Genomic DNA, 13,930 nt, shown 5'->3' on the forward strand with positions numbered 1-13,930 from the left:
TGTGTTTTCGGAACTCGGACACGGGTGCCAATTTACTGCTGCCAAATTACTTTGCGCATACGATGTTTTCATATGCTTTTGAAAGGATAGGATATGATGTTGGATCACACGGATATGCGAATCATAGAAGAGTTATCTAAAAACAGCCGTATTACAATGAAAGAATTAGGAGAGAAAGTTCATTTGACGGGCCAAGCCGCTGCATCCAGAGTTGCCAAATTAGAAGATAACGGAGTAATTGATGGTTATACCATTAAAGTGAATCAAGACAAATTGGGATATTCTATCCATGCTTTGATTAATATCTATACAAAAAGCACGCATCATCAGCCTTATCTTTCCTTTATAAAAACACAAGAGACATACGTTATCAATAATTATAAAATCAGCGGGGATGGCTGTTATCTTCTGGAATGCAGATTTCCTTCTAACGAATTGCTAGATGAATTTTTGGTAGGCTTAAATAAGCATGTAAACTATAAATTGTCTATTATTATTAATAATATGCAACAATAAAAATGCATAAAGTAAGAATATATGAATGCTAAAAAAACCAAGGGTGTCAGCCTTTGGTTTTTGTTATAAGGCGGAAGGATACTGAAGTGATGAAGACATTTAATCAGACTGAGGCGAATCATCCGCAATTGGAATCCATTCTTATTCCAATTAGTGACGGGGTGACTGTAGCAAAGGTAAAGAGCGGTGATAAACAAATTGTGAATATCATCTGGATCTGTGGAGTTCTCTGGAAACAGGGGGCCGCTGCACCTGCTGTTGAACTGAACGGCCAACAATTGATATAAAAAGGCACACAAAGACGTCCATTCACACGCGTCTTTTTTAATGCAGCTTTTTAGGACTTGGATTTACATTCTCATGATCGATTTCATCAAATAAATTTCGGTTCTGAATGGGATGGCTGAACATTCACGGTTTACGAGAATAAACAATCATTTGAGCGGTCTTTAGACATTTCCTTCGATATTTTTTGGCAAGGGCTGAGGCGAAAGCTTGAAAAATACCAAGAGCGAACAGCCCTTGGTATTCTTTAAACGTTATTGATCCAGTTCATTGATTCGTTTCGTTAGCTCATTGAAAGCCTGATCAAGCTCCTTGTACGCTTTATCATTTGGCGTCATAAAACTGAGCTTGCCTAACACCTCTTGTCTTTCTGTCTCAAGCTGTAAGCGGAGCTCCTCCTGGTCATTTCTTTTGGCAGGAGCTTTGTTTAGTTGCTTTTGGATATGATTGTTCGAGATAACGAGTTTACTGTCCGTTGTTTTCTCGAGAAAATAACGGTCGTGTGATACCACAATCAGTGTGCCGCTGTATTGTGACAGTGTTTCTTCCAGCTGTTCGCGTGACGGCAGGTCGAGGTGATTGGTCGGTTCATCTAATATCAGCACGTCTTTTTCTTCTAAGATATATACCATCAGCTTACACTTTACACGCTCACCCATACTCATATGTTGAATTGGTTCTGTCCATTGAGAAGCTGTAAATCCCAATCGCTTCATGATATTCTGCACGTTTCCTCTCGCCTCGAACGTGTCTTGATAAAATAACTCCTCCGGTGTTTGTTCTAAAGGCAAATCAAATACTTCCTGTGTTAAATAACCGATTTTTGCAGATGGTGATATCCACACCTTTCCCTCTGCCGTTTCCTGTCCAAGAATGACTTTCAATAAGGTTGTTTTTCCGCTGCCGTTTGGGCCTGTAATGGCAACCTTTTCTCCGTGCTGAATCGTAAAGCGGGCGTTTTGAAACAGTGTCTTTTCGCCAAATGACTTCGTCAGGTTTTGGACCTCCAAAAACCGTTTTCCTGTTTTATGAGTTGTATCAATTGAAAAACGAACAGTATATTCCGGATCGACAGGTTCAGCCTTTGTTTTTTCGAGTTCTTTTTCAAGCCGCTTTTGTTTCGATTTGATCTGGGCATCTGTGCGCTTTGCTTTTACACGATAGTATTCTTTAAACCCTTCCTTTTTCGTCGATTGTGCGTGGGCTTTTTTCGACCATGAAGTGAGTTCTGTCATTTGTGATTCAATCCGTTCAATCATTTTCTGCTGCTTTTCATATTCGCGCTGCTGGGTCAGTCTTTTCTCTTTCCGGAACTTCATGTAACCAGAGTAATTCCCTTTGTATTCAGTCAGCGTGTGGCCCTCAATTGACCATATTTTCGTGGCAGCTTCATCTAAGAAATACCGATCGTGCGAAACGAGAATGACAGTGCCGGTAACATTTTTCAGCTGTTGAATGAGAAATTGCAAGCTTATGTCATCAAGATGGTTTGTCGGTTCATCTAACAGGAAAAGGTCTGCATCCTCTGATAGTCCTTTTGCCAGCCGTGCTTTCAGTTTTTCTCCGCCGCTTAACTGGCTGAAATCACGGGCTGGCACGTTCCATTTCTCCAGCAGTTTCACTTCGGCAGGTGTCTGATTCTCAAAGGAATACGATTCAGTCTCCTGTTCAACCAGCACCGTTTTTAAGCCGTGCTGCATCCATTGGATATGTCCCTGTGACGGAGTTAAGTCCTTGTTGATCAGGTGAAGCAGCGTCGATTTTCCAGCTCCATTTTTACCGATAATCCCAATGATATCTCCTTGCTGAACGCTGGCATTTATGTTTTTAAAAACGGTAAGATCCTTCACTTCATAGCTGACGTTTGTAAGTTTTAATCGTTCTTTCATCTATATCCCTCGCTTTAAGGGAGAACAAAAAATCCTCCCAAAATGTTTTGGAAGGATTAGCCGTGCCTTTGCCATGATCAAATAAGCTATTCTTCAGAAATAGCGCTTACGTATATAGAAAATGGGCAGACTAATCCTATTTTGTATGATTTGAAATATCAATTTCAAACGTTAAAAATAAGATTAGTTAATCATCGTCCACCCATCATCCCTTCTCATGTTATTAACATCAATATAGCATAAACTCATTTGTTAAAGCAAAAGTAAATTGGGAATTCAATTCAAATTCCCATAAGGCACTTCGATATAAAATATGAATGGGAAGACGTGAGAGTGACCGGGTATAAATAAAAAGGATTTATTATTTCATACACATGAAAGGCCTCTCATTTTCTTTTCTTTGCCATGCTAAACAAAAATCAAAGGACAACGTTAAAGCTGCCCTCTTACGTATTACATCATGTTCCCTGCAATGCTCGCTCTGCTTGCTCCTTTACACGTCTTCATGAATAGAAAATAGGTGCATGGAATGCTTCCGCCCATTCAACTTGTGCAGGGGAATGGTTTCTTACATAGTTTGACCATTATCTGCTCTAATGATTTGTCCTGTTAGTGACTTTTGAAGAAGTGTATAACAAATGGTTTCAGCAATGTCCTCAGCTATTCATGGAAAATCTAAAAAAGGATCTTCGCCTTGAGATCATAAAATTGTCGTCAAGTTTAGGCAGAGATTCTGATGATCAATCTCATCCGATAAATGACGTGCATACAAAGCGAATGATCGGTAATCTTAAGTATTTTATCACGTATGAAATACCAGGTATTTGCAGTCGTACGTTCGATTTAGATGTATTAAAATCTTCCTCAGTACAGGTGCTGCCAGCTGGCGGCAGTACTTCACAGGATTTCTTCCCTTATCATTGTGCCCGGGCATTAGGAGAACAATTAGAAACATAAGTTGTAGAATTTCCCAGACATCATAACGGCTATAGAATCCATCCTAAAGAGTTTGCTGACAGGTTGCACGACGTTTTGGTGAATTATTAGAAAATAAAGGAGTAGATATTTGTCTACTCCGTTTTTGATAAAATCGGACCCCCATCACTCCGCTTTTTAAAAGACATCTCTATTAATCTTTAAGGTTGCATTTGATGGGGTGAGTGCGTCATCTGGAGTTGAGACATCTCCATTTTCACGACTTATTTCTGCATAATGAACGACCTTATCATGATTAACAAATACAATTAAATAAATATCATCTCTATAATCTATGCTGCTTGGATCCTTGAAATTTATACCGATTTGCTCATTTATGCTTTCTTGCGGGGTGTAAGGCGGAAATATATAAGCTTTATCCCAATCAAAGTCTGTTAAGGAGTTTAAGTCAATTTTCTCCACACTGTTTTCCTTGAAAGCCGAATTGATAGATTCTTCTAGTTCTTTATTATGTTTTCCATTATATAGTGAAAAACTCACTATAATACTTACTAGAATAATTAGAAAAAAAGACACCAAAACTAGTTTCCTCACAAAAAATCACTCCTAACATACACTTGGAAAAATATTGTTAATAGAAGCTTATCATAATTTTCGTTTTTCAGAACAACAATTTGATATTGCTCAACTTTGCTTAGTTGGAATGAGTATTGCCGTGTGCGCAAAAACACATAAAGGAGTAGATATCCAATCTATCTGGCATTTCCTTTTGGTTGTTAGGATAGAAGTGCGTCCACATGCATCAATAGTTATTTTGACTATATATCAAAAGTGTTATTATGGCGCTCACTATGTTTGGATATCACAGGGTGTTTAGTCTCTTTTTAAAAATAAACCGAATGATATATTCAGCTATGACAAAGTTAAGCGTAATTGCCCCATAAACTCCTATCGTGTAACTGATTTCATAAGTGAAGCCTAATCCGTTAGTGCACATAAAAGTAATCATATGAATGAACAAATTGGTAAAGCAGAATAAATAGCTTCGAATCATCCACTTCCGATGCTTGTTGAACTGCTTTCGTCTAACTTGATATATAGCGATTATCGTCATCGCCGGCCAGATGATATTCACCATATTAAAGGCTATACTTACGATTCTTCCACCGGTCGAGTGAGGCGCCATATAGCCCGATGACAGTGTCACAATAAGTACAGAAATGAAATAGAAATAACCGTTCAATCGGTGGAACTTACGGTTGCTTGTTACTATTTTTCCGGAGAAATTAATTGCTCCAGTTAACATGGCGAAACATGCAAAAATCACGTGAACATACATGACATTTAACCAAAACGGAAGATTAAATGAATCACGCAGTACTGTTTTATGGCTCAGAAAATCTGCAGATTGCGAGTCTGTAACCAAATTCTCAAGCAGAGTGTAAGAAATATAGATTATGATAAAAATCAGCATTGTCGAATACATGTATGTCATTCTTGGACCTTGAAACTTTCTCTGACTCAGTTTATGTTCCTCCTTCAATGGATGCTGTTAAATGTGTTGCTTTGCTTTTTTTATCATAGAAGAAGGGGCCTTCAATGGCAAACCGCAATGGAATGGAGGTCCCGGAGCATATTTTGTTGAGAGAATAAGTTCGCATAATCGTCTCCGCATTCTCAATCTACGATCTGCACGCCTGCGGAAGTCACAATCTAAATCTATTTTGTGACCAATAGTGTTCAAACTTAAAATAATTCATCTAAACGTATAGGTGAAGAAAAATGTAAGATGTGGAAAAAACAAAAGGGTTTGTTTATACTGAAAATTGAAAAAAGAGGGAGTTGTTGCTTGTAAAACCTTTCATTAGTTCTCAAGTATAAAAATGGCTTTTATGCTGGCGAACAATAGGTGGGCGCTCAAAAGTACAGGCGGAAAAACTGTTGGTTCAGGTATGCCCCGGAAAGTTATCCAGATTGCCTTTCATACAAATAACGGGATGATTATCGTTGGTTAAAGCATCTGCTCTGTTTGCAGAAAAAATATGTCTTCTATATTTCTGACCTAAACTCTAAGTTCTGAAAGAAAAAGTCTCTCTGCTTAGTATTGAGCGGAGAATTTGAGGTGAATAAATATGAAAAAACGCAAGATGTCAGCAGTTTTCTTAGCTTTTATTGGTGCAGCCGGTCTATTATTTACTACAAGTGTACAGCCAATAAGCGAAGCTAGTGCTGCCGAAAAGAATCTGAATATCAAAAAGCTCGATGTCGATGAATTTTTTGCCGATCATAACGGAACGTTTATATTACGTGATATGAAAAAAGACAAAACATTTATCTATAATCAGGAACGCGCCAACCAAAGATTTGCACCGCAATCGACTTTCAAAGTTCCTAATGCACTTATTGGATTACAGGTAGGAGCTGTAGAAGATGAATACTCCATTAAATATTGGGATGGTGTGAAGCGGGAAATTGACATCTGGAATCAAGATCACACGCTTGGGTCTGGGATGAGGCACTCAGTTGTTTGGTATTATCAAGCGATGGCCCATGACATTGGAGAAAGCCGAATGAAGGAATGGATCGAAAAAATTTCCTATGGCAACCAAGATATAAGCGGTGGAATTGACCAGTTTTGGTTAAGCAGCACACTCAAAATTTCTCCGATAGAACAAGCAGACTTTATGGAAAGACTGTATAAAGAGAACCTGCCTTTTGATAAGGATGTCATGAAAACAGTAAAACGGATGATGATTCAGGAGGAAGAAGATCACTCTACTCTTTACGGAAAAACAGGTTCAGGGACAGGCATAGGGTGGTTTGTCGGTTTTGTGAAAAAAGACAATCGAGCGTATAGTTTTGTTACGAATATTGATGGAACAGGTGCAGAAGCTAAAAACATCACAATGGATATTCTAAAGAAATATAAGTTATATTAATTTCATCGTGACGGTTTTGGTGTAGAAAAAAAGACTGAAGAGTAGACGCATAGTCTACTCTTTTTGTATCTCGAGAGATTGCTTGAAAGGTATTGTGACGCGTCAATAAGCTCAATCCCAAACCCGGACCCTTGGAACATCTGCACTTCTTAAATAATCCAATAACTGACCGGCATGAACAGATTCATGATAGGCAACCCGAAGCAGCATGTCACCTAGATCTCTTATGTACCCCGCATCAGTTCGGTCAATCTTTATATCTTCTAAGTCTTCTTCGGAAAATGTTTTGATCGTATCGATGAACTGATTGCGATATGGCTCCGCAAATGCCAATTCATCAGTTACAGTGGTGAAAGGTCTATGTTCGAAAGGGGAATTGAAGACGGATAAACTCCCTCTATTTTTAATTGCTAAATGGTAATAATGTTCACTTTCCAATACGTGCCGAATCATTTCTAAACAACTCATTGCTTCATGATCTGGCTTCCAATGGAGCTTTTCTTCAGGAATAGATGTCCATACTTTTATGCTTCTTCTCCTGACTTCATGAAAGTTCAAAATGATTACATCAATTGAGTTCATAAAATATCCCCCTTTAATAGACATAACTTCATTATACAGGAATAAATGTTCTTGGGTAATCAGCTTTAACTGTTAAAAAGATATGGTACAATATAAAAATGTTTTGCAGCCTTTCATCAGTAGCAGAACACAAAATGAAATCAGAACACATAGGAAAGGTCTTGATATGATATGCTGCACAATCCAACTGGAAAAGAGCGTTTGGCATTAGCTTTTCTTCTCGGAATGCTTGCCATACTGGGACCGCTTAATATAGATATGTATTTGCCCAGCTTTCCTGAAATTGCTGATGACTTATCTGCCCGTGCATCGCTTGTCCAGCTCAGCTTAACAGCCTGTCTGATCGGGCTTACCATTGGCCAGATTATTGTCGGACCGGTCAGTGATGCGAAGGGAAGACGGAAACCTTTATTAATATGCATTTTTTTATTTGCGTTATCTTCTCTGTTTTGTGCGCTTTCGCCGAACATTACCACATTAGTGATTGCACGATTCTTACAGGGATTTACTGCCTCAGCAGGGCTTGTGCTCTCGCGTGCCATCGTGCGGGATGTCTTTACCGGAAGAGAGCTTTCGAAATTCTTCTCGCTTTTAATGGTTATTACTGCGGTCGCGCCGATGGTTGCGCCAATGACAGGCGGCGCGATTTTACTTTTACCATTTGCAACATGGCATACTATTTTTCACTTTTTAACATTAATCGGATTTATACTCGTTCTGATTATTGCTTTAAGACTAAAAGAAACTTTACCGCCAGAGAAGCGGATTCCAAGCTCAATCGGAACATCTGTAAGAACCATGGGCAGTTTGATGAAGGATCGGTCTTTTATTGGCTACGCACTGACCGTCGGTTTTATTCACGGCGGAAGTTTTGCTTATGTATCTGGAACGCCTTTTGTATATCAGGATATTTACGGGGTATCGCCTCAAGTGTTTAGTATTCTATTCGGCATTAACGGCTTGGCCATTATTACAGGGAGTTTTATTATAGGGCGCTTTGGCGGAATCATTCATGAAAAAAGCTTGCTTCGAATTGCAGTTATAACTGCCTTCATTGCAACCGCCGTTCTGCTGACCATGACAATAGTTCACGGTCCGCTGATAACACTGGTCATATCGATCTTTATTTATATGATCACGATAGGCATGGTTCTGACAAGCACTTTTACGCTCGCAATGGAAAACCAAGGGCACCGCGCAGGGAGTGCAAGTGCGATGTTAGGGATGCTTCCGTTACTGCTGGGCTCCATTGTCTCACCTCTTGTGGGAATTAACGAAACGACAGCAATTCCGATGGGAGCCATCATGTTTATAACTTCTGTTATTGGTTCTCTGGCCTTTTTTAAACTAACAAAGCAAAAGGCAGAGCAACAATAAGGGAAGATATAAACACCATAGTGCTCTTGTTTATTAGGTTTATCATATCTGTTTTTCACTGATGCCAGGGTTCTATCACCCTGGTCTTTTTTTATTTGCTAGTTTTAACTAAATCGCCACGAGAGGCTGTAGACCTTTTATTATTTTTCATTCAGCATCAAATTCCATCAACAACGAGGCGAATATGACCCTTCAAAAGAGGAATAGTCTGAGACAGGTATGGAAGCTCCCGAGGTGTGAACAGGCAAGTATTGGCGGACCTTTTAACAAGGTTCTTTTTTATTGCGTCGGGCAGCTTCTGATGATGTAAGCTATGTTATTTTTTCGCTATTATTAAATTTTTTTAAGCAAGTTCTTTGCGGAATCATTAAATAATATGTTATATTTCTTATCGTTTTGAATGATGGATTTCTTTTCATATACAGATCAGTGCCCGAGACGCCTAGTGGCTTTTGATGAAAGGGTTCCCCAAAGTGGAATACATTACTGCTCATAGGTCCGATGAAAACTTATGAAAATGAGCAGTGAGTTGATTTAATGGCAACAAGTGAATGTTTTATTAAGGCGAAATTGAGGAATCATATGAAAAGAAATTCATTTTTTATCAACAGAGTGAAAAACAACAGAGAAGGGATGATTATGTTGGAAAGAATCTTTATCAGTCCAGCTAAGTATGTACAAGGAAAAAACGCAATCGAAAAAATTGGTGACCACCTAAAAGGCATTGGTGATCAAACCGTCGTCATCGCAGACAAAATCGTGTGGGATATCGCAGGGCACAAAGTTGTAAATGAGTTAAAGAAAGAGAACATCTCCTCTGAACAGGTTGTGTTTAACGGAGAAGCGTCTAAGGAAGAGATCAAAAGAATTACTGAAATTGCTAATAACGCAGGTGCAACGATTGTGATAGGTGTCGGAGGCGGTAAAACGCTTGATACGGCAAAAGCGGTGTCAGATGAAGTGAACGCTTATACTGTTATCGTTCCAACGGCAGCTTCGACGGATGCTCCGACAAGCGGACTTTCTGTTGTTTATTCCGAGAGTGGAACCTTTGAAAATTATCGGTTCTACAACAAAAATCCGGACTTGGTTCTTGTCGATACAAAAATCGTAGCAGAAGCGCCGCCGCGTTTCTTGGCATCAGGAATTGCTGATGCAATGGCCACATGGGTAGAAGCGCGCAGTGTTATTGCCTTTGGCGGTAAAACGATGGCAGGCGGGATCACAACTATAGCCGGTGAAGCGATTGCGGAAAAATGCGAACAAGTATTATTCCAATATGGCCACCTTGCTTATGAATCCGTAAAAGCAAAAGTCGTTACTCCTGCATTGGAAGCCGTTGTTGAAGCCAATACACTTCTAAGCGGTTTAGGATTTGAAAGCGGCGGTTTGGCAGCAGCACATGCCATTCATAACGGTTTCACCGCGCTTGAAGGTGAGATTCACCACTTAACACATGGGGAAAAAGTGGCTTTTGGAACTCTGGTTCAATTAGCTCTAGAAGAACACTCATTAGAAGAGATTGAACGTTATATTGAATTCTACATCAGCCTGGGACTGCCTGTTACACTAGAGGACATTAAATTAAAAGATGCATCAAAAGAAGATATTATGAAAGTTGCTAAGGCTGCAACGATTGAAGAAGAAACAATTCATGCCGGCTTTAATGTGACAGCTGAAGACGTGGCAGATGCGATCATTGCCGCTGATCAGTACGCAAAAGCATACAAAGAAAAACACCAATTGTAAAATCGAATTTTCTCGGAAGTATCAGAAAACACCAAGGGACTTAAAGCCCCTGGTGTTTTTTTGTGTTTTAATATCAAATGGATTCTGCCTGGTATCCCTTCATGAAATGAAAACATCTTGAGAATGGCATATAGAGGCAAGTGATTTAATATGATTTTATGATGCAGCCTTAAATGGATTAACTAACGAATAAATGGAGGCTTGAAAATGTTTATTCATACAGTTCAGCCTGGGGACTCTTTGTTTTCAATAAGCAGAAGATATGGTTCTCCGATTGATCAGATACGCGGTGTTAACGGCTTAGAAGAAATGAATATTGTGCCGGGCCAAGCTTTGCTTATTCCGCTATATGTATATACTGTTCAGACGGGTGACACGCTTACCAGCATTGCAGCAAGAGCGTTTGTCCCCTTAATACAACTAAGAGCAGCAAATCCCTCCGTTAACCCTAATACTTTACAAGCAGGCATGAAAATAACAATTCCTCAAATATCAAAAAACTATCTTGCGGGAAATTTGAGTTTTTATGTGATTCGAAATCCAGATCTCGATCGTGCGTTGATTTATGATTTTGCCCCTTATTCATCTTACATTTCTATATTTGAATATCATTTTGCTCCAAATGGAGATATTGCCAACGAATTAAATGATATAGCTGCTATTGAAGCCACTTGGGGAAAAAGAGTCACACCGCTGGCGACCATTACAAATCTGACTCCGGGAGGTTTCAGTACCGAACTTGTTCATCAAGTGGTAAACAATCCAACAGCAAGAACAAATCTCGTCAATAATATTTTTTATTTAGTATCTAGAAAGGGATACGGCGGAGTAAATATTGATTTTGAGCAAGTAAGTGCAGGAGATAGGGATCTTTTTACCGGCTTTTTACGTCAATTAAGAGATCGGCTGAAGCCTGCAGGTTACGCTTTGACAATAGCTGTTCCGGCAAAAACGAGTGATCATATCCCTTGGTTGAGAGGGTACGATTATGGCGGGATTGGAGCTGTTGTCGATTTTATGTTTATTATGGCATATGACTGGCATCATGCAGGAAGTGAGCCGGGGCCTGTAGCGCCGATTACTGAGGTGAGAAGAACAATTGAATTTGCCATCGGAAGGGTGCCGCGGAGAAAATTGATATTGGGAGTCCCTCTATATGGTTATGACTGGATCTTACCTTACAGCCCGGGAACAGTCGCCACAGCCATATCAAATCAAAACTCAATTGAAACAGCCATGAGGTACCAATCACCGATTCAATATTCAGCCGAATATCAATCACCATTTTTTCGGTATAGAGATCAACAGGGGCGATCACATGAAGTGTGGTTTGAAGATGTCAGAAGTATGAGCGAAAAAATGATAACGATTCGAGAGTATGGGTTACAAGGAATAGGTGCCTGGCAATTAACACTCGGATTTAAGCCGGGACCCTGGCTTTTAAGAAAGTTTTTCACCATCAAAAAGGTGTAACGTTCACCTCCATATTATGAAATATGGAGGTTTTAAGCGTTCCTGTTACTCCATCCCGCATTATGTCTTAGTGTTTACTTTCACGTTCTTGAGCAGCAATTAGAAGTTATCTACACGATTTCATTTTCAAACAAAAATTTGATCGAGGTCGTTTCTTGCACGATCTAACCGCCCTATTTTATGATTGAAATGGTAACTAACATCAGATGATACAGGCCAGATTGTATGTAAAGCTGTTCAAAAAGCTTACATCACTATGAAAGGGAGTTTGCGGAATGAAAAATGTATTATTTATAAATTTTCCTGCAGAAGGCCACGTGAATCCTACTTTAGGTATGACAAAAGCTTTTGCTGACAGGGGGGACCATGTCCATTATATTTCCACAGAAAAATATAAAGACAGATTGGAAGGAGTGGGTGCGGCTGTCCATCTTCATCAGGATTGGCTGAGGACAGTTCCCGTTCGTACAGGTTCCCCTGATGGTATTCTCTCCTTTTTAAAGATTCATATAAAGACATCTCTGGACATATTAAGTATCGTGAAAGAACTGTCAAAAAGCATTCAGTTTGACTTTGTTTATTATGATAAATTCGGTGCGGGAGAGTTAGTCAGAGATTACCTCAACATCCCGGGCATCTCTTCATCTGCTTCCTTCTTATTCGATGAAGACCATTTAAAGATATTGCCTCTGCATCCGGATTCAGACGTGCCTTTACAATTGGATAAAGAGTGTGAAGATCTATTATTAGAGATGAAACAAAATTATGGTGTATCACCTGAAAATATGGTTCAATTCATGAATAATAAAGGTGAATTAAATGTAGTGTACACAAGCCGTTATTTTCAGCCGGAAAGCCATCGTTTCGGCAATGAATTTCTGTTTATCGGTCCAAGCTTTCCAAAGAGAGCGGAAAAAACTGATTTCCCGATTGAGAAATTAAAAGATGAGAAAGTCATCTATATTTCAATGGGGACGGTATTAGACGAAACTGAAGAGTTTTTCAACCTATGTATAGATGCTTTTTCTGATATCAAGGGCAAGGTCGTGATAGCTTCGGGAGAAAAAGCTGATCTGACAAGATTAAAGCAAGCGCCGGAGAACTTAATCATTGCTTCGTATGTGCCTCAATTGGAAGTGCTGGAACAATCAGATGCTTTCATCACTCACGGGGGAATGAACAGTGTAAATGAAGCCATTCATTTTAACGTTCCTTTAGTTGTAATGCCGCACGATAAGGACCAGCCAATGGTGGCTCAGCGGCTGGCTGAATTACAATCAGGTTATACAGTATCTAAAGACCATGTAACCGCGCAGTCTTTACAACATGCAGTGGAAGAAGTGTTGAATAACGACCGATATAAGGAAGGAATTCAAAAAATCAATCAAAGCTTTCAGGATTGTATGAATATGAAAGAGGTAATGGAGCGGATTGATCAATTTATAGATCAGAGAAAATAAACAGCAAAAATGCCTCCGCATGGAATAAGAAAAAGAGTGAGATTAAAATGGTCTCACTCTTTTTTACTGATAGAGTCTTACAGGCATCATTGTGGAAATAACCGGAGCCATTTTGCGGATCATCGGTTTTGGCAACAGGATGATACATTTGTAAGGGCTCTTTTACTGGGAGCGCCGGCAGCAGGAGGAATACTTTCGCATTCATTCACACTCAAAATCATTTTTCATATTATGAATAAGCGTATGGGAAATTCAGTAATAAAAGGATGTGAATAGAAATTATGTCTCGGAAACCATCACATAGGTGCCCTTACTGTGGATCTAACTCTCCAAGCCCCAGTTGTAGAGTAGGCCCTAAAAAAAATCCTGAGCCTAAACATTCATGTATGTGCTGCTGTTGCGTAAGGGGAGCAAGAGGGCCGCAGGGACCACGCGGATTACGCGGTATCCCAGGCAGTATTGGAGCCACGGGAGCCACAGGACCACCAGGACCACCAGGGCCGGCCGGAGCCACGGGGGCCACAGGACCACCAGGACTGGCCGGGGCTACGGGAGCCACGGGACCACCAGGACTGGCCGGAGCTACGGGAGCCACGGGACCACCAGGACTGGCCGGAGCCACGGGAGCCACGGGACCACCAGGACTGGCCGGAGCTACGGGAGCCACGGGACCACCAGGACTGGCCGGAGTCACGGGGGCCACAGGACCACCAGGACTGGCCGG

Annotated in this window: 11 protein-coding genes and 1 pseudogene; 8 read left to right on the forward strand and 4 right to left on the reverse strand. The window is 40.2% G+C overall.

Annotation, left to right across the window (positions count from 1 at the left end; genetic code table 11):
- The first annotated feature begins 96 nt into the window (after window positions 1–96).
- Together AXI57_RS07015 and AXI57_RS21965 are read left to right on the forward strand one after the other, a co-directional pair.
- Window positions 97–516, forward strand: a complete 420-nt coding sequence (locus AXI57_RS07015) for an Lrp/AsnC family transcriptional regulator (RefSeq protein WP_061669675.1) — start codon at window positions 97–99, stop codon at window positions 514–516.
- A 74-nt stretch (window positions 517–590) separates the two neighbouring features.
- A pseudogene (locus AXI57_RS21965) lies at window positions 591–698 on the forward strand (methyltransferase); the annotation flags it as partial.
- A gap of 357 nt (window positions 699–1,055) precedes the next feature.
- Here AXI57_RS21965 and abc-f read toward each other — a convergent pair.
- Window positions 1,056–2,690, reverse strand: a complete 1,635-nt coding sequence (abc-f, locus tag AXI57_RS07025) for a ribosomal protection-like ABC-F family protein (protein WP_061669677.1) — start codon at window positions 2,688–2,690, stop codon at window positions 1,056–1,058.
- A 708-nt stretch (window positions 2,691–3,398) separates the two neighbouring features.
- On the opposite strand from abc-f, the gene AXI57_RS21705 reads away from it, so the two are divergent.
- Window positions 3,399–3,647, forward strand: coding sequence for a hypothetical protein (locus tag AXI57_RS21705; RefSeq protein ID WP_174522097.1), 249 nt, complete (start codon window positions 3,399–3,401; stop codon window positions 3,645–3,647).
- Window positions 3,648–3,803: 156 nt separating this feature from the next.
- Here the strand turns inward: AXI57_RS21705 and AXI57_RS07030 are convergent, their stop codons facing one another.
- Together AXI57_RS07030 and AXI57_RS07035 are read right to left on the reverse strand one after the other, a co-directional pair.
- Window positions 3,804–4,220 carry a hypothetical protein gene (locus AXI57_RS07030; protein WP_061669678.1) on the reverse strand — a complete coding sequence of 139 codons (417 nt, stop codon included), beginning with the start codon at window positions 4,218–4,220 and terminating at the stop codon, window positions 3,804–3,806.
- Between the two features lie 268 nt (window positions 4,221–4,488).
- A complete protein-coding gene (locus AXI57_RS07035) occupies window positions 4,489–5,100 on the reverse strand; it encodes a DUF2306 domain-containing protein (protein WP_061669684.1) in 612 nt (203 codons plus the stop codon).
- 658 nt (window positions 5,101–5,758) lie between these two features.
- Here AXI57_RS07035 and blaOXA point away from each other — a divergent pair.
- The gene (gene blaOXA / locus AXI57_RS07040; protein ID WP_061669679.1) at window positions 5,759–6,565 is read left to right on the forward strand and encodes a class D beta-lactamase; all 807 of its coding nucleotides are present in this window, start codon (window positions 5,759–5,761) and stop codon (window positions 6,563–6,565) included.
- A gap of 111 nt (window positions 6,566–6,676) precedes the next feature.
- Here blaOXA and AXI57_RS07045 read toward each other — a convergent pair whose 3' ends face one another.
- Complete coding sequence (locus tag AXI57_RS07045; RefSeq protein WP_003328242.1) at window positions 6,677–7,147, reverse strand: DinB family protein; 471 nt, start codon at window positions 7,145–7,147, stop codon at window positions 6,677–6,679.
- A gap of 171 nt (window positions 7,148–7,318) precedes the next feature.
- Between AXI57_RS07045 and AXI57_RS07050 the strand changes: the two genes are divergently transcribed.
- From AXI57_RS07050 to AXI57_RS07065, 4 genes are all read left to right on the forward strand, one after another.
- Window positions 7,319–8,524 (forward strand): Bcr/CflA family efflux MFS transporter, encoded by a 1,206-nt coding sequence (locus AXI57_RS07050; RefSeq protein WP_010787685.1) that lies wholly within the window; start codon window positions 7,319–7,321, stop codon window positions 8,522–8,524.
- Between the two features lie 639 nt (window positions 8,525–9,163).
- The gene (locus tag AXI57_RS07055; protein ID WP_206699496.1) at window positions 9,164–10,273 is read left to right on the forward strand and encodes a glycerol dehydrogenase; all 1,110 of its coding nucleotides are present in this window, start codon (window positions 9,164–9,166) and stop codon (window positions 10,271–10,273) included.
- A gap of 207 nt (window positions 10,274–10,480) precedes the next feature.
- Window positions 10,481–11,746 (forward strand): glycoside hydrolase family 18 protein, encoded by a 1,266-nt coding sequence (locus AXI57_RS07060; RefSeq protein ID WP_010787687.1) that lies wholly within the window; start codon window positions 10,481–10,483, stop codon window positions 11,744–11,746.
- Window positions 11,747–12,021: 275 nt separating this feature from the next.
- Entirely contained in the window at window positions 12,022–13,206 is a 1,185-nt protein-coding gene (locus tag AXI57_RS07065) for a macrolide family glycosyltransferase (protein WP_061669680.1), read from the forward strand.
- Window positions 13,207–13,930 lie beyond the last annotated feature (724 nt).

Source organism: Bacillus atrophaeus (genome assembly GCF_001584335.1).
GTDB lineage: Bacteria > Bacillota > Bacilli > Bacillales > Bacillaceae > Bacillus > Bacillus atrophaeus.

Bases quoted from the DNA above. Each gene is read 5' to 3' on its own strand.
- AXI57_RS07035 (WP_061669684.1), bottom strand. From the start codon at position 5,100: ATGCTGATTTTTATCATAATCTATATTTCTTACACTCTGCTTGAGAAT.
- AXI57_RS07055 (WP_206699496.1), top strand. From the start codon at position 9,164: ATGTTGGAAAGAATCTTTATCAGTCCAGCTAAGTATGTACAAGGAAAA.
- abc-f (WP_061669677.1), bottom strand. From the start codon at position 2,690: ATGAAAGAACGATTAAAACTTACAAACGTCAGCTATGAAGTGAAGGAT.
- AXI57_RS07045 (WP_003328242.1), bottom strand. From the start codon at position 7,147: ATGAACTCAATTGATGTAATCATTTTGAACTTTCATGAAGTCAGGAGA.
- AXI57_RS07050 (WP_010787685.1), top strand. From the start codon at position 7,319: ATGCTGCACAATCCAACTGGAAAAGAGCGTTTGGCATTAGCTTTTCTT.
- blaOXA (WP_061669679.1), top strand. From the start codon at position 5,759: ATGAAAAAACGCAAGATGTCAGCAGTTTTCTTAGCTTTTATTGGTGCA.
- AXI57_RS07015 (WP_061669675.1), top strand. From the start codon at position 97: ATGTTGGATCACACGGATATGCGAATCATAGAAGAGTTATCTAAAAAC.
- AXI57_RS07065 (WP_061669680.1), top strand. From the start codon at position 12,022: ATGAAAAATGTATTATTTATAAATTTTCCTGCAGAAGGCCACGTGAAT.
- AXI57_RS07060 (WP_010787687.1), top strand. From the start codon at position 10,481: ATGTTTATTCATACAGTTCAGCCTGGGGACTCTTTGTTTTCAATAAGC.